General features: G+C 41.5%; 22 protein-coding genes. 12 read left to right on the top strand and 10 right to left on the bottom strand.

Features of this window, described 5'->3' with window-relative positions:
• On the top strand, positions 1 to 1,240 hold a 1,240-nt coding region (locus BP549_RS14045; protein ID WP_292381649.1), incomplete at its 5' end, for a PGF-pre-PGF domain-containing protein.
• Between the two features lie 132 nt (positions 1,241 to 1,372).
• On the opposite strand, the gene nadA is transcribed toward BP549_RS14045, so the two are convergent.
• Positions 1,373 to 2,287: a quinolinate synthase NadA gene (gene nadA / locus BP549_RS14050; RefSeq protein WP_292375969.1), complete on the bottom strand. Its 915-nt coding sequence runs from the start codon at positions 2,285 to 2,287 to the stop codon at positions 1,373 to 1,375.
• A gap of 494 nt (positions 2,288 to 2,781) precedes the next feature.
• Positions 2,782 to 3,597 (bottom strand): aspartate dehydrogenase, encoded by an 816-nt coding sequence (locus BP549_RS14055; protein WP_292381735.1) that lies wholly within the window; start codon positions 3,595 to 3,597, stop codon positions 2,782 to 2,784.
• A gap of 198 nt (positions 3,598 to 3,795) precedes the next feature.
• Between BP549_RS14055 and nadC the strand changes: the two genes are divergently transcribed.
• From nadC to BP549_RS14080, 5 genes are all read left to right on the top strand, one after another.
• Entirely contained in the window at positions 3,796 to 4,620 is an 825-nt protein-coding gene (gene nadC, locus BP549_RS14060) for a carboxylating nicotinate-nucleotide diphosphorylase (RefSeq protein WP_292381655.1), read from the top strand.
• Between the two features lie 408 nt (positions 4,621 to 5,028).
• Positions 5,029 to 6,240 (top strand): iron ABC transporter substrate-binding protein, encoded by a 1,212-nt coding sequence (locus tag BP549_RS14065; protein ID WP_292381657.1) that lies wholly within the window; start codon positions 5,029 to 5,031, stop codon positions 6,238 to 6,240.
• Between the two features lie 553 nt (positions 6,241 to 6,793).
• Positions 6,794 to 8,005: an iron ABC transporter substrate-binding protein gene (locus tag BP549_RS14070; RefSeq protein WP_292381659.1), complete on the top strand. Its 1,212-nt coding sequence runs from the start codon at positions 6,794 to 6,796 to the stop codon at positions 8,003 to 8,005.
• A gap of 16 nt (positions 8,006 to 8,021) precedes the next feature.
• On the top strand, positions 8,022 to 9,092 hold the full coding sequence (locus tag BP549_RS14075) for a FecCD family ABC transporter permease (protein ID WP_292375976.1): 1,071 nt from the start codon (positions 8,022 to 8,024) through the stop codon (positions 9,090 to 9,092).
• Complete coding sequence (locus BP549_RS14080) at positions 9,089 to 9,871, top strand: ABC transporter ATP-binding protein (protein ID WP_292375978.1); 783 nt, start codon at positions 9,089 to 9,091, stop codon at positions 9,869 to 9,871. The genes BP549_RS14075 and BP549_RS14080 overlap by 4 nt, the downstream gene beginning before the upstream one ends.
• 158 nt (positions 9,872 to 10,029) lie before the next feature.
• Here BP549_RS14080 and BP549_RS14085 read toward each other — a convergent pair whose 3' ends face one another.
• Positions 10,030 to 10,488: a 30S ribosomal protein S15 gene (locus tag BP549_RS14085; RefSeq protein ID WP_292375980.1), complete on the bottom strand. Its 459-nt coding sequence runs from the start codon at positions 10,486 to 10,488 to the stop codon at positions 10,030 to 10,032.
• A gap of 128 nt (positions 10,489 to 10,616) precedes the next feature.
• On the opposite strand from BP549_RS14085, the gene BP549_RS14090 reads away from it, so the two are divergent.
• Entirely contained in the window at positions 10,617 to 10,802 is a 186-nt protein-coding gene (locus tag BP549_RS14090; protein WP_292381661.1) for a hypothetical protein, read from the top strand.
• A gap of 78 nt (positions 10,803 to 10,880) precedes the next feature.
• Here BP549_RS14090 and BP549_RS14095 read toward each other — a convergent pair whose 3' ends face one another.
• From BP549_RS14095 to hisS, 7 genes are all read right to left on the bottom strand, one after another.
• On the bottom strand, positions 10,881 to 12,089 hold the full coding sequence (locus BP549_RS14095) for a DUF4214 domain-containing protein (RefSeq protein WP_292381663.1): 1,209 nt from the start codon (positions 12,087 to 12,089) through the stop codon (positions 10,881 to 10,883).
• A gap of 467 nt (positions 12,090 to 12,556) precedes the next feature.
• On the bottom strand, positions 12,557 to 13,549 hold the full coding sequence (locus tag BP549_RS14100) for a COG1361 S-layer family protein (RefSeq protein ID WP_292381666.1): 993 nt from the start codon (positions 13,547 to 13,549) through the stop codon (positions 12,557 to 12,559).
• Between the two features lies 1 nt (position 13,550).
• Entirely contained in the window at positions 13,551 to 14,657 is a 1,107-nt protein-coding gene (locus BP549_RS14105; protein ID WP_292381668.1) for an ABC transporter permease, read from the bottom strand.
• Positions 14,658 to 15,407, bottom strand: coding sequence for an ABC transporter ATP-binding protein (locus tag BP549_RS14110; protein WP_292381670.1), 750 nt, complete (start codon positions 15,405 to 15,407; stop codon positions 14,658 to 14,660).
• 4 nt (positions 15,408 to 15,411) lie between these two features.
• Complete coding sequence (locus BP549_RS14115) at positions 15,412 to 16,035, bottom strand: TetR/AcrR family transcriptional regulator (RefSeq protein WP_292381673.1); 624 nt, start codon at positions 16,033 to 16,035, stop codon at positions 15,412 to 15,414.
• A 362-nt stretch (positions 16,036 to 16,397) separates the two neighbouring features.
• Positions 16,398 to 16,904: a rhodanese-like domain-containing protein gene (locus BP549_RS14120; RefSeq protein WP_292381675.1), complete on the bottom strand. Its 507-nt coding sequence runs from the start codon at positions 16,902 to 16,904 to the stop codon at positions 16,398 to 16,400.
• Between the two features lie 444 nt (positions 16,905 to 17,348).
• Positions 17,349 to 18,578 carry a histidine--tRNA ligase gene (gene hisS, locus BP549_RS14125; protein WP_292381678.1) on the bottom strand — a complete coding sequence of 410 codons (1,230 nt, stop codon included), beginning with the start codon at positions 18,576 to 18,578 and terminating at the stop codon, positions 17,349 to 17,351.
• Positions 18,579 to 18,916: 338 nt separating this feature from the next.
• On the opposite strand from hisS, the gene cobD reads away from it, so the two are divergent.
• From cobD to BP549_RS14150, 5 genes are all read left to right on the top strand, one after another.
• Entirely contained in the window at positions 18,917 to 20,407 is a 1,491-nt protein-coding gene (gene cobD / locus BP549_RS14130; protein ID WP_292381681.1) for a threonine-phosphate decarboxylase CobD, read from the top strand.
• Positions 20,404 to 21,390 (top strand): cobalamin biosynthesis protein, encoded by a 987-nt coding sequence (locus BP549_RS14135; RefSeq protein ID WP_292381683.1) that lies wholly within the window; start codon positions 20,404 to 20,406, stop codon positions 21,388 to 21,390. The genes cobD and BP549_RS14135 overlap by 4 nt, the downstream gene beginning before the upstream one ends.
• Positions 21,391 to 21,530: 140 nt before the next feature.
• Positions 21,531 to 22,073 (top strand): alpha-ribazole phosphatase CobZ, encoded by a 543-nt coding sequence (gene cobZ, locus BP549_RS14140; protein ID WP_292376000.1) that lies wholly within the window; start codon positions 21,531 to 21,533, stop codon positions 22,071 to 22,073.
• Between the two features lie 34 nt (positions 22,074 to 22,107).
• Complete coding sequence (gene cobS / locus BP549_RS14145) at positions 22,108 to 22,950, top strand: adenosylcobinamide-GDP ribazoletransferase (RefSeq protein WP_292381685.1); 843 nt, start codon at positions 22,108 to 22,110, stop codon at positions 22,948 to 22,950.
• Positions 22,935 to 23,546, top strand: a complete 612-nt coding sequence (locus tag BP549_RS14150; RefSeq protein ID WP_292381687.1) for an NTP transferase domain-containing protein — start codon at positions 22,935 to 22,937, stop codon at positions 23,544 to 23,546. The genes cobS and BP549_RS14150 overlap by 16 nt, the downstream gene beginning before the upstream one ends.
• Positions 23,547 to 23,583: the final 37 nt, after the last annotated feature.

Raw genomic sequence — 23,583 nt, forward strand, 5'->3', positions numbered from 1 at the left:
AGATGATAAGAACTCAGACTCAGACTCGGATAATGGAAGCTCAGATTCAGGATCAGATGATAAGAACTCAGACTCAGACTCGGATAATGGAAATTCAAATCCCGATTCAAATAATGAGGATTCAGATAAAGGGAACTCAGATTCAGGATCAGATGATAAGAACTCAGACTCAGACTCGGATAATGGAAATTCAAATCCCGATTCAAATAATGGGGATTCAGATTCTGGATCAGATGATGGAAAATCAGATTCGGACTCGAATGATGGAAGCTCAACTCCCGGCTCGGATGAGGGAGATTCTGGCAAAGGAGATTCAAACTCAGGTAGTGGAGACTCAGGCACAAGTCCAGACAATGGAAATTCAGGAACCAAAAAATCAGATACCAAAAAATCGGATACCAAAAAATCGGATACCGTAAAATCAGATAGTGGGGATTCTGATACTCAAGACTCGGATAGAACAAGTTCAGATACCAAAAGTCCAGATACTAAAAACTCAGATAGCGGAAATTCCGATACTGAAGATGAGGATTCGGATTCTTCTAGCGGTTCAGGTATGAATCTTGTTTCCAGCGAGAAAGCGACCAACATTGCAGTTAAGGAACTTTCTACTAGGAGTGTCATGGGTGGTTATCCTGTTCGATTCGAATTTATAGAAAATGTCACATGCATTACAAAGATTGAATTTGATCCGAAGAAGACGTTCAGAAAAACAACAACCATTGTAGAGGAACTTAAAAACAGATCCACACTCGTCCCGATCTCTCCTGAAGGTACGGTATATGAATATGTGAATATCTGGGTAGGAGATAAGGGAGCAGGGCTTCCTAGTTCCATTAGAAGTGGATTTGTAGAGTTCAAGGTTGAGAAGACATGGATCAAAGATAACAATATCAGTGATGCTCGCGTAATACTTCAACGATACGATGAAGAGTGGCAGCCCCTTAATACGGAAAAAACTGGAGAAGACGAGAATTACGTCTACTTTAAATCGGAAACTCCTGGCTATTCTTCCTTTGCAATAACAGAATATACCGGACAAACTGTAAAAGAAGTCAGTGGGGCAGGAAAAATAAAGGAAACCCTGAGAAGTTTGGGAAGCGGAGGAAGTCTTAATGGAGATACAGAAAAAAACAGTAAAATAAAGAATCCGATGGGAGCAGCTAGGATATTTATGGCACTCTCCTTACCGCTTTTCATGCTTCTTATTGGATATTGTATATTAAAGAAAAAGATCTGAGAAAAATGTACATTTATGCCTTAAATGAAGTAGGTGAAATAATAGGTGAAATTTCTCTTCCCACCTACTCCTTATATTTTTCCCTTATTTGAAATCAAGTGAATCTAAAAAGAAGTTTAAAACACCAAGTATTTATCGAATTTTTACCGCAAGCATTCGGTCAAGCGCCTCTTTTGCTTTGATTCTTACATCGTATGGGACAGTTACGATATGCTGTATTTTTTCAAGAGAGACTAGGACTTTTTCAAGATTAACCATTTTCATGCTTGGGCAGCAGGCAAATTCGGAGATGCAGTAGTATTTCTTTTCGGGAGCTGCCTTATAGAGCCCGTGAAGAAGTCCACATTCCGTACCTATAATGAACTCCTGTGCAGGAGAGTTCTTTGCATACATTATCATTCCTCGAGTGCTTGCGATATGGTCTGCAAGTTCCAAAACCTCGGGGCGACACTCAGGATGTGCAATGAACTTAGCTTTAGGATGCTTCTCCTTCATTTTCAGGACATCCTCTCTTAGGATCTGGTGGTGCGTGGGACAATGCCCTTCCCAGGGAATGATTTTTTTGTCAGTCCGGGCTTCAACGTAGGCAGCCAGATTTTTATCAGGCACGAAAATAACCTCATCGGCTTCCAGAGAGTTTACCACCTCAACAGCATTGGCAGACGTGCAACAGATATAAGATTCAGCCTTGATTGCAGCCGAGCTGTTAACATAGCAGACCACAGGGGCATCAGGATGCTTTTCTTTTTCTCTCCTAAGACCTTCGATATCCACCATGTCTGCCATAGGGCAAGTGGCATCGATTTCTGGCAGGAGGACAGTTTTGTCAGGACAAAGAATTGCAGCACTTTCTCCCATGAAATGGACGCCGCAGAAAACGATAACGTCAGCAGTCTGACGGACAGCTTCCTGACTAAGTCCTAGAGAGTCTCCGACAAAATCTGCAATATCCTGAACCTCAGGACGGGAATAATAATGAGCAAGAATAACTGCATTTCGTTTTATTTTCAGTTTTTTGATCCTTTCTATTAGCTCTGCTTGCTGCATGGGACCACCATAAGTTTTTGAAACAAAATCCGGAAAATAAATCCGGGGCTGAAATTGAAGATCAAGCTTAAAACAATCAGTTTAGACATAAAGGAATTTTAACAGGCGAGTGAACGTAAAAAGGAGTGCAACGATGGATATTTCATCCAGCGCGCTCTTTTTGCACGCATGCCATTTGCTCCTGAGAGCTTACGTGCTTAACTCTCCCGCACTATATAATATTTGTGAATAATATTTGGAATTGTATTTTTGTGAACCTTCGAGTCGCTGTCCGAGTCCCGCAAACCTTTTTAAAAAACTGCTTGCCCACAAGTCTTTTCAAAAAAGGCTTGATCGAAACCCCCCTAGCTACGTTTGAGTTTGCTAGCCTTATCCCCAAACCCTATTCGGCGTGATCAACCGGCGCAACGGTTGCGGCCTAACGGTTGCAGCTCAACGGTTGCTGTAAAAAGAAGATGAGAAGGGATGTTAATTTCACGCCTTTGTTTGTCAATTCAGGTGCCGATCTGGACAGGGCTGAGGATCTTTTTCAGGGTGGAAATTGCAGAAAGGGCTGCAAGGTAACTGGTTTTCGGGTTTTCAGGAGAGGGAAGGTTTTCGACTCTTGTTGTAAGTTTCCCGAATTCACCTTCTACAGTTATCTCGTGTACGTTTCTGGACAAAGTAGGATCGGCAATTACTCTTACTTTAGTCCGCTCAAAGCCTATGCCTGCCAGACTTATTGTGGCTGCAACATTTACATTTGCAGGGAAGGCTTTAACTGCTTCCGAGGCTGGCCCCTCGAAAAGAAGGGTTTCTTTTTCGATTTTTTCAAGCTTAATTCCCAGAGCTTCAACATGGGGAGCGCCTGCAAGGCCCATAGGCGGTTTTCTGGTAGTAAGGGTAACTGAGGAGATTTCCGCTGCTGAAGCCGAATTTATCCCATCAATACCAGCAACTGCGCCTGAAGGGAAATAGAGCTTGCAGTTATTTTGTTTTGCAAGTCTGAAGAGTCTTTCTCTGAGTTCTTCATCCGCAAGAGCGCCTACACTTAGAACCATCACATCACGCCCTGCTTCAAGAGCCTGCGGTACCATCAACCTGACAGCTTTTTGAGAGGCGCTTTCTACAACAAGATCCACATTTTGCAGTAGCTCATCAATTGTCATTGAGGCAGGGCTGTATCTTTCAAGAGATGCTTTGAGTTCCTTAACTTTGCGCTCAGAAGAGTCGCAGAGGGCATACAACTCGGCCTTAATAACTCCTTTATCAATAGCCCTGCAAATCTGTCCACCAATAAATCCGCAACCAATAACTCCTATTTTCAGAATTCCAGGCTCCTATAAATAATCAATAAACCTTGATCTTTAGATATTAGTACTCGGCTTTAAAAGCCTAAGAACCGGGGTACTGTATTCATTTCCCTCTCTTAAAACCTTCTGTTGAGATTATTTTTTAAATGAGAGGAAAATAAAAAACGCCCGTACCTCTTATAAATCCGGGCAACATAAAAACAGCGGGTAAAAATTATGCTTATCAAAGAGGTTGAAAGCTTTATAGAAGAAGATCTGGGATACGATGACGTTTCGTGCACTGTTGTACCTGACAAACCAGCCGAAGCCATTATTTTTACAAAAGAAGCCTGTACCGTTGCAGGGATAAAAGAAGCCGAATCAATTTTTTGCTATCTTGGAATTCAGGCCGAAACCACTCTAAAAGACGGAGACTGTCTCAAAGAAGGAGAGATAATTTTCAGGCTAAAGGGGGGAGCAGTATCCCTTCTCAGGGCAGAGAGGCTTGCCCTAAATTTCCTCGGGCACCTTAGCGGGATTGCAACCCTTACCAGAACCTGCGTGGATACGGTAAGGAAGTTTTCCGAGACTACAAGAGTGGCCTGTACCAGAAAAACCACTCCAGGCATAAGGAAGTTTGAAAAGCTGGCTGTAGCTGCAGGCGGAGGAGACACTCATAGATTCAACCTCTCGGACTCAGTTATGATTAAAGACAATCACATCAAACTTATGGGAATAGAAGCCGCAATTGAAGCCGCAAAAAAAACCAGCTTCACAAGGAAAATAGAAGTCGAGGTAGAGTCTGCAGAAAATGCTGTTCTCGCCGCAGAAATGGGATCTGATATTATAATGCTGGACAATATGCAGCCCGAAGCCGTCCAAAAAACCCTTGAAATACTTAAAGGAAAAGGGATTAGAAACTCAGTTATTGTGGAGGCTTCCGGAGGAATTTCCCAAGAAAACCTTGAAGATTATGCAAAAACGGAAGTAGATGTCATATCTATGGGTTCCCTTATCCATAAATCGAGATGGATAGATATGAGCCTGGAGATAATTAGTTAAAGCCTAATTAAGGTTAGTTAAAGCCTAATTAAGGAAGCTAAAGTGAGCAACCTATAAACTAAAAAAAGATGTGGTAACTATTCAGGATATAGTTACCTAATTTTTACAAATTTATATGTTTTTATAATACTCATACCATTTATTATATCTGTTTTTGACAAATATTTACCGGACAGTTTTTCATGGAGTTAACTTTTTGGAGGCATCAATTCCACCAAAAGCAACCACAATCGTTCAATAATTAAAAGCAAGCTGGTTTCAGGTTACACTGCAAGTTTATCTTCATCTTGATTTAAAAGTTATAATAACTCGTCATTTTCAGAAAACTTTTGGGACTTTAGTAATAAATAAGAAAATTTAGATAATTATATGTAATACTTTTACTCTTTGGTCATAGAGGAAAGTAACATGAAAATAGGTTATAGTAATAAATTAAATAAAATTATTTTAATAGGAGTACTCATTGCTGCCCTGGTAGTGACTTCAGGATGCACAGACAAATCAGCATCAAATAAAAGTTCAGAAGTATCAGCTCCAGCAGAAGCTTCAGGGGCTGTGGATGCTGACAAAGCAGCAGAATCTGGAAAGTTTACACTTACGGATGGGTTCGGCAGGGAAGTCACCATACCTGAGAATGTGGAACGGGTTGTTTGCTCAGGAGCCGGATGCCTACGCTATCTTGTATACCTCCAAGCTCAGGACTATGTAGTAGGGGTTGACAGCATAGAAAAAGAGAAGAGCGAAATCGATGGTCGTCCCTATGCCCTTGCAAACCCGCAGCTTAAAGATTATCCCCTAATTGGAGAATTCCGAGGCAAGGATGATCCTGAAAAAATAATTGCCATCAGCCCCCAGGTCATCCTGAAAACCGGTGCAAACAGTCAGCCGACAGCAACTAATACTGCTGACGCCGACTCGCTTCAGGATAAAACCGGCATTCCTGTTGTAATGCTCCCATATGGGTCTTTAAAAAACGAGGAGCAGAAAGCCGAAATGTATGGCTCTCTCAGGATCATGGGCGAAGCTGTGGGAAAACAGGAAAGGGCAGAAGAAGTAATCTCGTATATCGAAGCTACCATGCAGGACCTTGAAAACAGGACTGCAGACATTCCGGAATCCGAAAGAAAAACTGTTTATGTTGGAGGAGTGAGCAGCGCAGGAGCTCATGGAATTATCTCAACGGAACCGGCTTATCCGCCATTCCTCTGGATGAATGCAAAGAATGTTGCAGCTGGAATGGGTGCAGACCATGCGGATATTGCCAAAGAAGCACTCGTAGACTGGGATCCAGAGTATATATTTATCGATATCGGCACCCTTCAGCTTGGTAAAGAAGGAGCGATTGGAGAGCTAAAAAATGATACATCCCTTACAGGACTTTCAGCTGTAAAGAATAAAAAGGTCTATGGAGTGATCCCCTACAACTACTACAGCACCAACTATGAATCTGTGCTTGCAAACGCTTATTTTGTTGGAAAAGTGCTCTATCCTGACAGGTTTGAAGATATCGATCCGGAAGCAAAAGCCAACGAGATTTATACCTTCTTCCTTGGCAAACCTTTATACTCTGATCTTAATGGACAGTACGACAACCTTGGATTCAAACCAATTCCATTATGAAAGAGATATAAAGAAGTGCATTCTGGCAATTAAGCAGTTACGAAATATTACCTAGCCTACGTAAGGAGGAAATACTTCCTAATTATGGGAGCTTCTACTCATCATTTTCATACATTTACTTGATTTTAGTAGAGAAGATTCGAGCTTCAAAGAAGTAATTTTGAGCTTTGGGATCCGCTCAATAATTACTTCATACAGTTTTTGTTTATTTTTTAAACTACATTTATTCTATTTTTGTTGTTTTTTACTGTGGTGTTTTTATCTAATTCTTACAATTTTATTCCCTTTTAGTTCATATTTTTACCGGGTCAGCTTTCACAGAGTTAACTTTTTACAGGCATAAACCCACCAAAGAACAGCCGCAATCATAGGTTCTCGTTTTCAGTAATAAAAAACAAGCCGATCAGATTACACCGCAAGTTTATCTTTGTCTGGCTTTAAAATTCACAATAGCTCATCACTTTCGGAAAGTTATTGAGGTCTAGATAATAAATAAGAAAATTTAGTTAATTATATGTAATACTTTTACTCTTTGATCATAGAGGGAAGTAACATGAAACTAGGTCATAGTAATAAATTAAATAAAATTATTTTAATAGGAATACTCATTGCTGCCCTGGTAATGACTTCAGGATGCACAGACAAATCCGCATCTAATAAAAATCCTGAAGTATCGGCTCCAGCAGAAGCTTCAGGGGCTGTGGATGCTGACAAAGCAGCAGAATCTGGAATGATTACACTTACGGATGGGTTCGGCAGGGAAGTCACCATACCTGAGAATGTGGAACGGGTTGTTTGCTCAGGAGCCGGATGCCTCCGCTATCTTGTATACCTGCAGGCTCAGGATCATATAGTAGGGGTTGACAGCATGGAGAAAAAGGAAAACGAAATTGAGGGGCGCCCCTATGTCCATGCTAATCCGCAGCTTAAAGAATATCCCCTAATAGGGGAGGCAAGAGGGGAAGACGACCCTGAAAAGATCCTTGAGGTTAACCCTCAGGTTATCCTGAAAAGCAGTATGATTGGCCAGGCATCATCATCAACTGCCACTGATGCCGACGCTCTTCAGGAAAAAACAGTTATTCCCGTGGTTTCCTTCCCTTACGGGTCTTTGAATAATGAGGAGCAGAAAACCGAAATGTATAGCTCTCTCAGGATCATGGGCGAGGCCGTGAGGAAACAGGAAAGGGCAGAAGAAGTAATCTCGTATATCGAAGCTACCATGCAGGACCTTGAAAACAGGACTGCAGACATTCCGGAATCTGAAAGAAAAACTGTCTATGTTGGCGGGGTGAGTATGGCAGGCGCTCACGGGATAATCTCCACAGAGCCCGCTTATGCGCCATTCCTCTGGGTGAATGCAAAGAATGTTGCAGCCGGAATGGGCACAGAGCATGCGGATATTGCCAAAGAGGCACTTGTAGACTGGGATCCCGATTATATATTTATCGATGTTGGCACCCTCCAGCTTGGAAATGAAGGAGCGATCGGAGAGCTCAAGAATGATACGTCCCTCGCAGGGCTCTCGGCTGTAAAGAATGGCAGGGTCTATGGAGTAATTCCTTACAACTTCTACAGCACCAACTATGAATCCGTGCTTGCAAACGCTTATTTTGTTGGAAAAGTGCTCTATCCTGACAGGTTTGAAGATATCGATCCGGAAGCAAAAGCTGACGAGATATACACTTTCTTTGTTGGAAAACCTGTATTCTCAGACCTGAACGGACAGTACAATAACATGGGATTCAAGCAGATCCCACTATGATGGAGGGTATAAACAGGTGCATTTCGCCAAAGGAGCAGTTCCGGAAGATTATCTCGTGTATATACGCAGAAAATACTTCTGGATCATGGGGGGGCTTCTGCTCCTCTTTATTATGCTTGTTTACTCAATCTCGGTAGGCGCGGTGACAATACCGCCTTATGAAGTGCTGCAAACCATAATGGGGCACAGTGTTTCTACAAAATGGGATTTAATAATATGGAACATCCGACTCCCTCAAGCCCTGGCTGCAATAGTCGCAGGAGCCGGACTTTCAGTTGCAGGAGTTGTGATGCAGTCTATCCTGCGTAATCCCATTGCATCTCCTTTCACGCTTGGAATTTCAAATGCCGGTGCTTTCGGAGCTGCAGTATCTGTTGTGGTTCTCGGCACCGGAAAAGTACAGTCCACAGTTGCAGATGCTGTAACAATTAACAACCCTTACCTGACAACAATAGTAGCCTTTTTCTTTTGCCTCCTTGCAACCGGAGTAATTCTGCTAATCTCAAGTATACGGGGGGCTTCACCCGAGGTAATGGTACTTGCAGGAGTTGCGCTTTCTTCCCTCTTTACCGCAGGCACGGCGTTTCTCCAGTACTTTGCTGACGATACCCAGCTTGCAGCGGTCGTTTTCTGGACTTTTGGTGATGTAGGAAGAGTGAACTGGCTGGAACTTGAAATAATGACAGCCGTCGTGCTGCTTGCGATTATCTTCTTCATTACTAACTGCTGGAACTACAATGCCATAGATGCTGGAGATGAAACTGCAAAAGGCCTCGGGGTCAATGTGGAAAGGACAAGGTTGGTAGGCATGGTAGTCGCAGCCCTAGTCTCTGCAGTGATTGTTGCGTTTCTTGGGGTTATAGGATTTGTAGGGCTGGTCTGTCCTCATATGGTCAGAAGAGTCATAGGTGATGACCAGCGTTACCTGATACCAGGTTCTATCCTGTTTGGAGGAATTCTGCTTCTGGCATCCGATACTGCGGCAAGGCTTATAATTTCGCCATATGTACTGCCCGTATCTATTCTTACTGCGTTCATGGGAGCACCTGTTTTCATATACTTACTTCTTAAGGGGTACAAACGATGATTCTTTCAGTAGAAGAACTTGAATTCTTGTATCGCAACCGTAAAATTCTACATGAAGTCGCCTTTTCCATAGAGGAAGGGGAAGTTGTAGCAATCCTTGGGCCCAATGGAGTTGGCAAGACTACACTTTTAAAATGCCTTAACAGGATTCTCCGCCCCAAAGGAGGAGCAGTTCATCTTGATGGAAATAACCTTTTTGACCTTGGAACAATGGAGATTGCACGCCTTATCGGGTATGTTCCCCAGCGGGTGGAAACCGGAAGGCTGACCGCTTTTGATGCAGTCCTGCTAGGAAGGCGGCCCCATATTAAATGGGATGTTACAGAAAAAGACCTCCGAATAGTCGATTCGGTTTTCAGGTTACTTTCCATGGAAAAACTCCGCCTGGCATATATCGATGAAATGAGCGGAGGCGAACTCCAGAAGGTCGCAATCGCACGCTCACTCGTACAGGAGCCAAAAATCCTTCTCCTTGACGAACCTACAAGCAGCCTTGATATGAGAAATCAGGTTGAGATTCTGGCCATAATCAGGCAGATCGTCCTTGAACACAGGATTGCAGCCGTAATGACAATGCACGATCTCAATCAGGCCTTAAGGTACGCAGACCGGTTTATTTTCCTTAAAGGAGGGAAAGTTCACGCTCATGGAGGGGCCGAGGTAATTACGCCTCAGGTTATCGAGGAAGTGTATGGTCTCCCCGTAATAATAGGAGAAATTGCAGGTATGCGCTGTGTAGTTCCTGGGAGTCCTGAAGTGGTGCTCGCTCAGAACTTATAAAAACCGATAATGCAGAGAGAAAAACAAGATAAAGAGTAAATAACAAATTAAAAAGTCGTCAGAGAAAAAAGTATAAAAGAAAAAATAAAAGTAGATTTTAAAATAGCGGTGCGGTTTGCCGGAGAGGTAAAGCCGACCAGAGAAAGATTTCCAGGTTTTTACCTGGTAATCATCATTTCTGCAGTTTCAGGTTTGTAGAACCAGTCTCTCGGAAGTACCTTTTCCTGCTGGTAGTACTTAACAAGCCTTCTAATTTTGGATTCAGTCAGGTTAAGGGCACGCTTGTTGTGGACATCTTTCTTGTTAATAGAAAGGTGCTTCCTGAGTCTCAGAGCCTTAACAATAAGGTTTGTGAGGTCTTCCGGAACGTTTGGAGAAACGCTGTTTTCCTTGAGGATGGTTGTGATCTTCTTGCCTGTAATAAGTTTGGTATCTGGAACCCCGTAGCGGTCCCTTAAAATCATTCCGATTTCGGCAGTGGAAACACCCTGTTTCCAGAGATCAAGGGTGATCGAAGTAACTTCTTCTGCACTGATCTTGCACCACTCAGGCGGCTCGGTTCTGATAGGCCTGGTGGAACCTGACTTACCTCTTCTTTTGGTATGCATTTTTGCCATAATATTTCTCCTGATATTAATTGATCGATGCCCTGAAGAGAATCTTCGGGCTGAAGTTATATCTTTACCGACTATAACGGACCAACACATCGATCGGGAGATTTTAATCCGCCACAACAAACTGCTGTGTGACTTTTCAGGAATCCCTGGAAAAGCATGAGTTTTTCGGTAAAAACATCACTAGAGAACGCAGCATAACATATATACTTTGTGTTGGGACATGGAGGCGTCTGGCTACGATCAGGCTGAAAAGCCTCTATGATAAACACGTTTTTCTACACTCAGGAAGCGAAAAACTGAAGATTGAAGATTAACGCCAGATATATTTAAATCTAGTTTTGAAACGGTATGATAAACACTTATTCAAACATTCAACCAACGAAAAACTCAGATTAAAGTTTTTTTAACCAAATTCCGCATCCGAAATTTTTCAATGCAAGCGGCATGTATTGCTTCACCAAATCTGGATGCATTTGCCCCATATAATCATTGAAATACAAAATTTCGTAATTTTTATTGTTTATAAGTAATGTCTTTAAAAAGTATGCCTCATTCCATGCACGTTCTAGCCACTCAAGAGGATATTCAAAAGGCCAGAAGATATCGTGAAAATGAATAATTACACCAGATTTAAGACGGGGAAGTACTTCGGAAAGAATAAAAAGAACATCGCTACCAAATTTTACAACATGGGAGCTATCTACGAATAGAATATCCCCACTATTCAGATCTTCAAAAAGAGATAGATCTACCGCTTGAACCTCTTTTCTTAAAATAAGCTTTTCTGGATTATCTCGATCAGACAATAGACTTAAAATAAGATCTGGATAAGGTTCAATAAAGGTAATTTTCGTATTAAGATTTGATAATTCGCAGGTGTCAAGAGTAACAAGTGACGAATAACCCGATCCCACTTCAACAAGCCGTTCTGGCTTAAAGTAATTGATCATGCAAAATAATACAATTGCGTCTCCGTAACTGTACCACTCATTACCGTTAAAAAAATATCTGGTATTATTCTGCTTGAAACCATCTCCAAATGGAATTATGGAGATATATTTCTGGAATTGTTTGAGTAATTCTATCTGCTTATCACCGTTGATCTCAATTCCAGTAGGATTCCGGGATTTATCGATTTTTTGATATAAACTTGAGATGTTATCAAGATTTGGCAATGGAGAGTAGAAATGTCCTGGAGGAGCGAATTTTATAGTAGGACTCATAAGATACTTTATGCGCTCAGCATATTCATCAGAATTCAAAAGAGAGATTAATATTTCGTGTTTTGGTATACCTTTATTTAATAATTTAGTATAATGTGCTTTTCCTTCAGGATCAGGAACTCGACCTAAAATCTTGCTGTAACAATAATTAATAAACTCGTCAAAAGTCTGCTCCGTTTTCGAATTTTCGGGTGTATTCGTTACGAAATTTTTTAGGCGACCAGCATATTCATTAGAATCCAAAAAAGAGATTAATACTTCATGTTTTGGTACACCTTTGCTCAATAATTTAAGATAATGTTCTTTTCCTTCATGATCAGGAACTCGACCTAAAATCTTGCTGTAACAATAATTAATAAATTCGTCAGTCTTCTCCATTCTCAATACTCCCAGTTTATCTACCGATCTCCCAGTTTATCTACCGATATTACTTTAAGACTTAGGCAGTTAACTGAAAAATCATAGCATAATATCTCTAGATGTTTATTTGAAATAAAAACCCAGTAGTATTGTGATTCCAAAACAGATTCATAAAACTTGAATTTCGAATAAATTCATAAGTCACAGATTCCAATCAGTAATGAATTTATTTCAGAATCGAAGCACCAGTATCGTGTAAATTCTCAAGGCTTGAATGACTCTGAATAATTTTGCTGCTTTAAGATATAAGTTTTTACATATTTTCGCTTATTCTATATTCATTTCTTTAAGACAACAAAAAAGTCGAATAAAAATGGATAAGAACTCTTCAGCCTTTGGTAAGATGAGAGATAAAGATATAAAGTCCCTCACCTGAGCAAAATGTCTACACTTGAGCTATAAAAAGAAACCAAGAGTTTCTTCCATTAAATCCACCCAAAAAGCTTCTCGAAGAATCCAGCTTCTTTTACTTCTACCGGAGCATCAAGGATATCGGTATACTTAATATCACCTTCTGGATTTTCGTATTTTAATACAGTGTCAACTCCATATACTTTGGGCACAGCTTCACTATCTGCTTTAATCTGAATCTTTGCAACAGCCGTACTACCAGGTGCTACAGAATATAGAAATGCCGTACTATCGGTTGTACTTAGAGGGTCAGCTGGATTAATAATTGCTTTAACGTTTCTTGCTTCTTCCTCACCAATGTTTTTAATTGTTATATCGATCATGTTCTCCCCACCTGGGGAAAGACTGCCTGTAGTATTTACAATCTCAAAATCGACCTGATCTTTCACTTTAATCTTTAATGTCTGGTTCTGGTTCATTATTCCATACCAGTGGCTCACGTCATAGGTCTGAGCAGCAACGTTCGGATTCGTAATATGCACATTTTTTTGATAATCGTAAGAAAGATTCAAATAAAGGTTGTATTCTCCAGCCTTTGCTTTTTTATCAATTTTTATATCGAATTTTGCTGGTGCTGGGGAGTTCTCTCCGCTTTTTATGGAACCTATCTGCTGACTGACTGACTTAACTTCAATTGGGCTTCCCGGATCTGTTGAAAGAGAGGCTACTACGTTTGTAGCATCCACTATCCCACTCTCAAGTTTCATTTCGGTCTGAGCTGCATAGATTTCATCGGAATCATAAGGAGTTTTGTCATTCTTAAATCCTAACAATTTGCCTTTGTTCATTATATCAATATTCAAAGTAGCCGTTTGATCTCTATCAAACTCATTACTTCCAATAATGTTGGCATTAAGATCAGGACTACCATATACGTTATAATAATTTTTTCCAAAATCAAAGCTTTGGGGGATATTATAATTATCCGGAGTATTAGAAGCGCCTGCAGCACATGATATCATAGCAATTAATAGAGAAATTAAAGAGATGATTATCACTTTTTTCATTTTATGCTTCCCTCCTGAAAAGATGGACACCTAAAGTGAAAGTAACAATTGCAAAGAGCGTGAGTATTATAAAATCGGTAGATATGGCGCTCAAACCCTGACCCTTAATCATGATAGTACGCATAGCGTCAATTGCATATGTCAGAGGCAAAAAGTAAGCTATACAACGCATCCAGCCAGGGACCGAACTCAAGGGGAAAAATACACCCGTAACAAACATGGATGGCATGGTAACCAGCATGTTTAATTGAATGAAAGATTCCATATCTTCTGCCCTTGAAGACATGATTATCCCTATCCCTACGCCACTAAGAGTGAAAACAATAAGCACGAGAGCGACAGCGAGCCAGCTACCATTCATATTAAATCCCACAAGAAGATATGCTGCAAATATCAGGACGACAGTTCTGGCTAATTGCAATATTAGCTGGTAGATAGTTTTCCCTAGAATTACCGATCTCTTACTCACAGGCGTCATTAACATACGAACAAGGGTACCGTTTTCTTTTTCTCCTGCAATCGCAGAACCTATGGATGATATACAACCCATAAACACGGTAAGAGCGATAACACCTGGTGTGATAAAGTCAAGATATTCAAGATCGCCGTAAATACTGGGAATGTTTAAAGATACTAGTCCGGTTTTTGCCAACAGTTGCCTCAAAGCATTTATGATTGCGCCACTTGTTGTAGTATCTGAGGAATCAGTCAGAAGCGTCAAAGTCGTACTTTCGTTTTTGGCTATGCTATCGCTGTAATTTTGTGGAATAATCAGAGCGCCTTTATAAATTCCTGCATCTATTTTACTCTCAGCTTCCGACTGCGACATGTCCTTTGTGTAGGTTACCGAGAACATTGGGTTTGCATCGTATTTGGGGGTATAGCCTCCGATTTCCTGAACAAGGGAACTTGATGCCCTGCCAGCGTCGTCATTGATTATGAGAATAGGAGCATCTTTTACCGTGCCACCCATGCCGTAGCCGAAAAAGACTATCATGATTATCGGAAATAAAAACAAAGGAAAAATGAGCGCTTTTTTTCTGGAGAGTATTTTGAATTCCTTTTTCGCTACTATTAATGAATCCTTTAACTCAGTTTTTATTGTCATTTAATCACGTACCTCTTCCCCTGTAAAGTGTACAAAAACTTCTTCAAGATTTGTACTCCCTGTAGTTTCCTTTAAACGTTCAGGGTTATCAAGAGCTACCATTTTTCCTGAGTCCATTACAGCAACCCTGTCACAGAGATTATCCGCCTCTTCCATGTAATGAGTTGTAAAAACTAGGGTTCTTCCTTCCTCGTTGAATTTCCTAGCAAGTTTCCAGATAACATTCCTAGTCTGGGGATCAAGCCCGGTTGAAGGTTCATCCCAGAATAGAATCTGAGGGTCGTGTAATACTGCGGCGATGACTGATAAGCGCTGCTTCATACCGCCAGAAAAGCCTCCTGTATACCGGTCAGCACTAGCTTCGAGCCCTACAAGCTTTAGATAGTAATCGATTTTTTCTTCCATGACCTTTTTTGGAACATGGTAGAGGTTCCCCATAAGTTCCAGGTTTTCCCTGGCTGTAAGGAGTGGGTAAAGGCTGAGCTTCTGCGGAACTATACCTATAAGTGGTCTTATTTTGTAGTCATGATTCTCAACATCAAAGCCCGCAACTTTTATACTGCCACTAGTAGGTTTTATTAATGTGGTAAGCATGGAAAACGTAGTGGATTTGCCAGCTCCATTTGGTCCTATCATGCCAAAAATTTCTCCTTTGAATACATCGAAGCTGACGTCATTAACTGCAGTGATTTTCCTTCTTCGTGAATGAAAAACTTTAACAAGATTTTTGACCTCAATAATTGGCTCCATTTACTCACCTATTTTTCATATCCTCAACTTTCAGGATACCTTTAGTAAATATGTCAATAAATCCATCAATCTCCTCATCATTATTACCCAAAAAACCGTCACCGATTACCTCTCGGAGTAAAGATGTGTGGACAAAATAACCGACAAAAGTTATTGAAGCCGATCGAGGATTGATATTTCGCATTTTCCCATTTTTAATTTGTAGCTCAAAATATTCACTTAAAGGGTTTATATTCATTTGGAGAAGAGATGATAGAGCCTCAGCGACTTCAGGTCTCCTTCTCCCTTCTTCAAACAGCATGAGCATAAACATCCGGCGTTTACTATCCTTCTTTCTATCTCTCATAGCTTTTGCAATATTTTTCCCTAAAATACGAAGCTCTGTCTCAAGATCTACATTTTTTTCTTTTGGGAATAAATGAGATAAGTCATCCAACGATGAAAAAATAGTTCGATTATTAATTAATACCTCTTTCAGCAGGTTTTCTTTTGACTTGAATTTTCGGAACAAAGTTACCTCGGCAACATTTGCCTCTTTCGCAATTCTCCGAGTAGTCGCACCCGTGTATCCTTCGCTGGCGAATACCCTCAAAGCTGCGTCTAATATTCTTTGTTCTGTATCTTCCATGTAAGTAAGTAATTACTTACTTACAGTTAAAGATATTGTTATGTACAATATCTCGAAAATCTGCTGAAAGTAAAAATCGAAATATGAAGAATTTGCTGTACTATTATTTATTTACTGTACTATTATTTTCAGCAACTTACTTTATAACATGAGAAGTAAATTAATTAAATATGGAACAACAATAGGACTTAACATTATTGAGTATCTAGTTCAATCGCGTGAGTCCTAAATGTATAATTTAGGCTCTGTAGAAATCCTCTATTCAATCACTGAAATCTAACTTTGTACCTTGGTATAAGTATTTGGAAATTCCTAAATAAGATAATTTCTACAAAAGCTGGGAATATGCATATATTATTTCTTTACGGATAATGAGGATAATTAGCTGACCATTTTGCAGAATCAATTACAACTGGATATCCTTCATTTACCCATGCTGTGAGACCGCCTTGAATGTTATATACTCTCTTATAACCGGCATCTGCTATCATTTGGCTTGCAATGCCACCCCGTTTCCCGGAATAGCAGTAAACAACTATTTTTGTGTTTTTGTCTTTTGGCAGTTCTTTCATTCGATTAGGCAATAGCTTATCGTCGGACAGATTAATAGGATCATGTGCCGGTACATTTTTTAAAGGTATTAATGTCGCTCCTTCAATGTGAGAATAGTTATACTCTGCAGGCGTACGAACGTCCAGAAGGAATACGTCTTTATTTTCGAGTATGTTTTTAGCTTGACAAGCCGTAACATTCGGATATGCATCTGGAACAGTACAACCAATTTTAGGTGCTGCTCCTGCAATACCCGGAGCAATTATGAGAAGCGCAATAAAGATTGCAGCAAAACCTGACAAATATTGTTTATTCAAGTCTATCCCTCCACTAATACAATTTTGTACCCCTTTAAATTTAAGGGAAAATTTTAGGCCTTAAAAATATTTAGAAAATAACACATTACAGAGCGTTTTATTTCTATAAATACCACTAAATTAAATCTCCCCTTAAAAATACGTTTTAATTTAGCGTAAAATTTGAGTTTATTTCTTTAAAAATTTATAAAACTTAGTTAAGATGCCTAATAACAGACTCTAATGAAGTTTTTGAAACCAAAGTTTATCTCAATAAACAAAGTATATAAATGGAAATTACTTACGTAGATATTAAACTTTCGTTTACGATCCAGTAAGAATATAGATTAATGCTATCGATTTCTCAGTCCAACCACATAGGTCATATGATAATTAAAAAATTAAAATGGGAACAATTACAAAAGATTTGAAAAAAATAGAAAGCGAGTTGTCTTAATCCCGCATTTAACAAACCTTCTCAATAATCTCTTCCAGCGTTAAAAGTTCCTGTTCTCCTGAAACCATATCTCTCAGTGTAAGTTTTCCGGCTTCGAGTTCTTTTTCCCCGACTATGACCACGTAGTCAGCGTTGATGGTATTTGCATAGGAGAGCTGGGCTTTGAAATTGCGTTCCATGATGTCTACATGGACTGGCACGTATTTTCTCAATTCGTTGGCAAAGCCTATTGCTTTCAGATGGACATCGAGTTTCGAGATCATCATAAGGGTTTTAGGGGCAGGCGGGGTAAGAGGACAGATTTCCATAATCCGGTCAAAACCTATCCCGAAGCCGGTTGAAGGCACGTCTCCGCCTCCGAAAAGCTGGATAAGCTGGTAAGAGCCGCCTCCACAGACCTGCTTCTGGGCGCCGAGACCCTCGGCATAGACCTCAAAAACCATGCCTGTGTAGTAGTCAAGCCCGCGGGCGATTCCGAAGTCAAGGGAGTAATCGACTCCGTATGCGTCGAGAAGCTTTAGGGTTTTTTCAAAGCTTACAAGCTCAGGGATATTTCCTACGATTTTTATTACCTCGGGGAGGATATGCTTGCCTTCAAGCTTAATCAGGTGGAAAAGGTCAGATTTGAGCTGCTCTTCGGCTCCGATTTCTTCAAGCAGGGCTTCAAGACCTGCATACTCTTTCTTATCCACAAGCCGCATGACCTTGCTCACTATTTCGGGTTCAAGTCCGCTCAAAAGCGTGCGTATGACTGCAAGGTTTCCGAGCTTCATATCGCCCTTTACTCCGACAGCTTTTAACATGGCAGCGGCAAGGGCAATAACCTCGGCATCAGAATCGGATTTTCCGCTTCCTATAAGTTCAACTCCGAACTGCCAGAATTCCCTGAAACGGCCTTTCTGGGGGCGCTCATAACGGAAACAGTTTTCGAAGTAGAATAATTTTAAAGGCTTAGGAAATGGCTGAAGTTCGTTCACATACAGGCGCATGACAGGAGCAGTAAGCTCAGGCCTGAGGGTCATTTCCCTGCCACCTTTGTCCGTAAAGTTGTAGAGTTCCCCTATGATTCCTTCCCCTGACTTCAGGGTGAAAAGATCCAGATGTTCAAACGTGGGCGTAATGATTTCACTGTAGCCCCATTTGCGGGCAACATCTCGCATAACACTTTCCACGTATCTTCTCCGGGCAGTATCGGCAGGTAAAAAGTCCCGGGTCCCTCTTGGTCTATTAACTGTCATTTTTAAATGCACCTGATAATCTCAAATTTAAAACAACTATTTTAAGGTATGATATAAAATAATTATTTTAAGGCATAATTTGGAGCTTTTTAGCGCTTCTGGATTGTACTAGTTAAAAGCAAGCTATTTTACTTTTTCGATGCTATCTAAAACCAGCAGGAAATGGAAGCTTTAGAGACAGAATTAATATAGTTAATCTGTAAAATAAAGTAGAATGGATTCCGAAAACCAAAGTTTTCGCAATCAAACAATTGTAAAGCAAATAAAGGCAAGTTTACGTTGAATAATATAATAAGCAGATTAATATACATGATTTACACTAAATATTTGCGATCACCGTGTCCGAGCAAAGAAGTGTACCTTTAAGGAAACATCTACTGGACCTGAAACCCTGCAGGCATGGAGGGCTGATTCAGGAAACATCTGAGACTTATGGGATTCCTGAAAGCGAAATTCTTGACTTCAGTGCAAACTTTAATCCCCTGGGAAACCCTTTTGAGCATCCGGAAACCGGATTGAACCTCGATGAAATTCTTAAAACCGGTTTTAAGAAACTTACCGAATATCCTGACAACAGATATCCTGAGTTTCGAGAGGCGGCTGCAAAGTTCGTAGGACTTGGAGTAAGCCCGCAGAATATAATTCCGGGTAACGGCTCAACGGAAATTATCAGGCTTGTAGTGGAATGCGTGGTTGAAAAAGGAGATATTGTCCTTCTGCCCTGGCCCACTTTCGGAGAATACGAAATGCAGTGCCGGATTATGGGAGCAGAACTGCAGTACCCAAGCCAGGACGAAGTTGAAACGCTTCCTGACGAGCTTCTGGAAAAAGCAAAAATCCTGTTTATTTGCAACCCTAATAACCCAACCGGGAAACTCCGTACTCGAGAAGAAATTAAAACCCTTGCAGAACGCTGCACTAAGCACAAAACCCTCCTCTTCGTAGATGAGGCTTTTATTGAGCTCTCTGATCCTACACAAAGCGTTGCAGACCTTGCAGCAAGCAATAATTACGTTTTTGTCATGCGTTCCCTTACAAAGGACTTTGCAATCCCGGGAATCAGGATGGGTTTTGGAATAGCTTCCCCTGAAGTGGCTGAAATCCTGGATACTGCCAGGCTCTCCTGGAACTTAGGAACTGTGGCAAACGCTATTGGGATTGCTCTTCTTAATGTTGAAGGCGGAATTGAAAATCCGTACCTCAAAAAAGCAAGGGATATGATCAAAGAAGAAGGAGAGAAGTTTAAAGCCAAACTCGACAGGATCAGGGGTTTTAAAGCCGGGGAAGTGAATGTAAACTTTATCTTAGTCAATATCAGCAAATTCATGCTTGATTCAACGGAATTAACTGCACGTCTGGCAGCACGTGGAGTACTTATAAGGGACTGTTCTTCCCTCCATGGCCTTGGAAAGGATTACATAAGGCTTGCAGTTCGGACTGCAGAAGAAAATGACAGGCTAATTGCTGCAATCGGGGATGTAATTACCCAGTGGGGCAAAGAACAGGCAAAACAAGAGCTCCAGAATGTGATTGAAAAAGCCTCTGAAGAAGGCATAGGAGGTAGGAAAACCTGTGAATACTATCCCTGTCACTTTGAAGGCCAGAACTGTACCTTCTGCTTCTGTCCGTTCTATCCCTGTGAAGACGAGCGCACAGGAGGAAAATGGATCCAGAGCTCAAGAGGCGGAAAAGTCTGGAGCTGCGTTGACTGTCATCTGGTTCACAATACGGAAACCGCGCAGAAGATCCTTGACTGCCTTATGCAGGAAGGAAATACGGATGAACTTGTGAAAGTCGCCTGGAAGAAAGTAATGGAGCCTATCCTATGATTGTGCCGGACAGCGGGCACCTTGCCCTTGTGCTTTTGCTAGCAGCCGCTATAGATATATTTTTTGGGGAGCCGCCTGCTGCCGTACACCCTGTTGTGTGGATAGGAAAATTAATTAATGTATTAAAAAATGCGGCTCCTCAAACCCACAGGAAAGCCTACGGAGTTGCAATGGCTCTCTGCTGTGTCTTTTTCGCAGCTTTGCTGGGGTACTCCGTGCTTTACATTGCCACCCTTCCGGGAATTCCCAGAGTGCTTGCCCTTCTTCTCGAAGCTTATTTCCTGAAAGCCACTTTTGCTGTTAACTGCCTGCTCAGCCCTGCAAGGGAAATTTATGGGCATCTTGAAGCAAACAGGCTTGATAAAGTTCGGGAACTCCTCCCAATATACGTAAGCCGGAACACTTCCAAACTTACCAGAACCCAGATGTCTTCCGCAGTTATTGAATCCGTATCAGAAAACTATGTTGACGGCATCCTGAGTCCCATTTTCTATTATGCCCTTTTCGGAGAATTTGGGCTTGTGGCGGCATATGCATTTAAAGCCATAAGTACCTTGGATTCAATGGTTGGGTACAAAACCGAACCCTACAGGGAACTCGGATACTTCTCAGCGAAATCCGATGACGTATTGAACTGGATTCCTGCCCGCATCTCAGTCATATTTATTCTTGTGGCAGCCTTCACAGTGAGTCTGCTCTCGAAAAAACAGGGAAAAACTTCCCCCTTCAACAGCATAAAGAGTGCTCTTGAAGATGGAATGAAAACTCCGTCCCCTAATTCCGGCTATCCCATGGCAGCTACTGCAGGAGCGCTCGGAGTCAAACTCGAAAAACCTGGTACTTATATACTTGGGGCCTTATATCCCCCGACCGAAGTAAAAGATATAAAAAGGGTATCCCAATTAATAGCAGTTGCTTCAGGCTTCTCGCTTGCTGCCTGTGCTGCAGTAATTCAGTTAGCAGGGACATACCTGCACCCATGACCCTTCCTTTACCTGCCAGAAGCCCGGTTCCTGAGATAATCTGTATTCTACGGAAACAGGGACTCTGTGAAAAGTCGGCTTATAATGTTAAAGATTTTCAAAAATTAATAGAACCGTTTTAACAACCCCGAAGTGATCATATGAAGTTATCCGATATTGAGGAAAGAGACCTTAAAAAAGGGCAGCCTGAGAAAGTAGAAGAAAAAGCTACAGTCGACATCCTCGATGTCCTTGCTGAAGAAGGCATCAGTGTTCAGGACCTTGCTGATACTGCTCTGGAAATGTATGTCCCCCATCCAGGGATTGAGACCAGTGAGAAAGCCGATGCTTTATTTAAAAGGGAACTCAAGTACGCACTTTCGGATCCAAACCTCTGCCTTCTGATCTATTCCGGAATCCTGCTGGAGAGAGAAGGAAGGGCAGGAACCCTTCCGAACCTCAGCAAAAGTTCCTATGAAAAGGACCTTACTTTTATAATTGCGGATGAAGTGCTCGGTACAAGTATTGCAACCTATATCAGCGGCTCCAAGGGCGCTTTTGAGTTTGTCAGGTTTGATAAACAAAAGCCTGGAATACTTGCAAAGCTCGGGCCTTTTATGGATGACGTGATCGGAGGTCTTATAGGAGGCGTGTCTTCAAATATGTATTCAAGAGGAATGGCAGAATTTGTAGGGAAGGACTGAAAGACAGAAAGGATTGAAAAACAGGCGGTTCACAATGAATTCATATTTGCTTGCTTTTAAATCGGGGTTTGGCTTCCTGTCCACGATCCCTGTGGGGATCAGCATGGAAGGAATTGACGAACTCATGAAGAAAATCTATTTCTATCCCGTTGTTGGAGCCGTACTTGGGCTTCTGATAGGGACAGTTGCATACATAGGACAGGTAATATTTCCCGGGCCTGTACTTGCAGTCCTTATCATGGGATTCATATATTATCTTACTGGCTTTAACCACCTCGATGGAGTCACGGATATAGGGGACGGTTTTATGGCCCATGGGTCTATTGAGAAGAAGATTAAGGCCCTGAAAGATACAACCATCGGGACAGGAGGCGTGTCCTTCTGCATTCTGTTGTTACTTACTCTATACAGTTCTATAAGGGCAGTCCATGAAGGAGGCTCCGCTGTTTTCGGGGCTAACCTTCCGGTTTTAATGTTTGCATCAATGTTTATTGCAGAGGTCAGTGCAAAGCAGTCAATGCTAACTATCGCGGCCTTTGGAAAGCCCATACCTCCGCAGGAAAAACAGGCCTATCCTGGCCTGGGAGCCATGACTATAAGCGGGGCAACCAGAAAGAATTTCCTGATAGGATTTGTATTCGGGGCCATTGTTTGCTTTCTGCCTTTCGGGTGGATAGGACTGTTGCCTTATCTGGGAGCCTGTATCTCGGCTCTGGTAATTCTTAACCGAAGCTATGCCCATTTCGGAGGCTTAAATGGCGACGGAATAGGTACTGCTAACGAAATTGGTCGGGTAACTGCGCTCATTGTTCTCGCAGTTCTCCTGAAACTTTCATTTAACGGATATATGGGAGGTTTAAAATGGACGCTATTGTAATGGCAGGGGGATTCGGACAGAGGCTTGGGATGGGGGAAAAGCCTTGTGTAGAGTTACTTGGAAAACCGCTTATAGCCTACGTGATAGATACCCTCAGGGCCTCAAAGAATATAGACAGGGTTTTTGTAGCGGTCTCTCCTGTTACCCCCAAGACCGAAATTATGATCCAGGAACGCTACAAAGGAGAAGTCCGTGTAATCAGGACTTTTGGCGGAAATTATGTCGGGGATATGATCCATGCGGTTGAAACTGCGGAAACAGTTGGCCCTGTAATGATTATTATGTCAGACCTTCCCCTGATAACCCCTGAGCTGATCGATTCGGTAATCGAAAAATATAAGGAAGAAGGAAAGCCGGCGCTTTCTGTCTATGTTCCTATCAATATCTGCAAAGGAGCCGGAATCAGGCCGGATACGGTATTTAACAAGGATGGAAAGCTGATAGTACCTGCCGGAGTTAATATTCTGGACAGTTCTCAAATCCGACAAGAACAGGAAGACTTTAATCTGATACTTGATAATCCCGAACTAGCAATAAATGTAAATACCGTAAAGGATTTGCAGCACTGCAAGGATCTGCTGCAGGGCAAAAACTAAAAAATTATAGAGGTGTCGTAGATTCTATCTTTAAAAA

This window comes from Methanosarcina sp. UBA289, assembly GCA_002496565.1.
In the GTDB taxonomy this organism is placed as follows: domain Archaea; phylum Halobacteriota; class Methanosarcinia; order Methanosarcinales; family Methanosarcinaceae; genus Methanosarcina.

Bases quoted from the DNA above. Each gene is read 5' to 3' on its own strand.
- BP549_RS14105 (WP_292381668.1), bottom strand. From the start codon at position 14,657: ATGACAATAAAAACTGAGTTAAAGGATTCATTAATAGTAGCGAAAAAG.
- BP549_RS14085 (WP_292375980.1), bottom strand. From the start codon at position 10,488: ATGGCAAAAATGCATACCAAAAGAAGAGGTAAGTCAGGTTCCACCAGG.
- BP549_RS14110 (WP_292381670.1), bottom strand. From the start codon at position 15,407: ATGGAGCCAATTATTGAGGTCAAAAATCTTGTTAAAGTTTTTCATTCA.
- BP549_RS14115 (WP_292381673.1), bottom strand. From the start codon at position 16,035: ATGGAAGATACAGAACAAAGAATATTAGACGCAGCTTTGAGGGTATTC.
- cobS (WP_292381685.1), top strand. From the start codon at position 22,108: ATGAATTCATATTTGCTTGCTTTTAAATCGGGGTTTGGCTTCCTGTCC.
- nadC (WP_292381655.1), top strand. From the start codon at position 3,796: ATGCTTATCAAAGAGGTTGAAAGCTTTATAGAAGAAGATCTGGGATAC.
- BP549_RS14065 (WP_292381657.1), top strand. From the start codon at position 5,029: ATGAAAATAGGTTATAGTAATAAATTAAATAAAATTATTTTAATAGGA.
- nadA (WP_292375969.1), bottom strand. From the start codon at position 2,287: ATGCAGCAAGCAGAGCTAATAGAAAGGATCAAAAAACTGAAAATAAAA.
- BP549_RS14070 (WP_292381659.1), top strand. From the start codon at position 6,794: ATGAAACTAGGTCATAGTAATAAATTAAATAAAATTATTTTAATAGGA.
- hisS (WP_292381678.1), bottom strand. From the start codon at position 18,578: ATGACAGTTAATAGACCAAGAGGGACCCGGGACTTTTTACCTGCCGAT.
- BP549_RS14135 (WP_292381683.1), top strand. From the start codon at position 20,404: ATGATTGTGCCGGACAGCGGGCACCTTGCCCTTGTGCTTTTGCTAGCA.
- BP549_RS14095 (WP_292381663.1), bottom strand. From the start codon at position 12,089: ATGGAGAAGACTGACGAATTTATTAATTATTGTTACAGCAAGATTTTA.
- BP549_RS14100 (WP_292381666.1), bottom strand. From the start codon at position 13,549: ATGAAAAAAGTGATAATCATCTCTTTAATTTCTCTATTAATTGCTATG.
- BP549_RS14150 (WP_292381687.1), top strand. From the start codon at position 22,935: ATGGACGCTATTGTAATGGCAGGGGGATTCGGACAGAGGCTTGGGATG.
- cobZ (WP_292376000.1), top strand. From the start codon at position 21,531: ATGAAGTTATCCGATATTGAGGAAAGAGACCTTAAAAAAGGGCAGCCT.
- BP549_RS14080 (WP_292375978.1), top strand. From the start codon at position 9,089: ATGATTCTTTCAGTAGAAGAACTTGAATTCTTGTATCGCAACCGTAAA.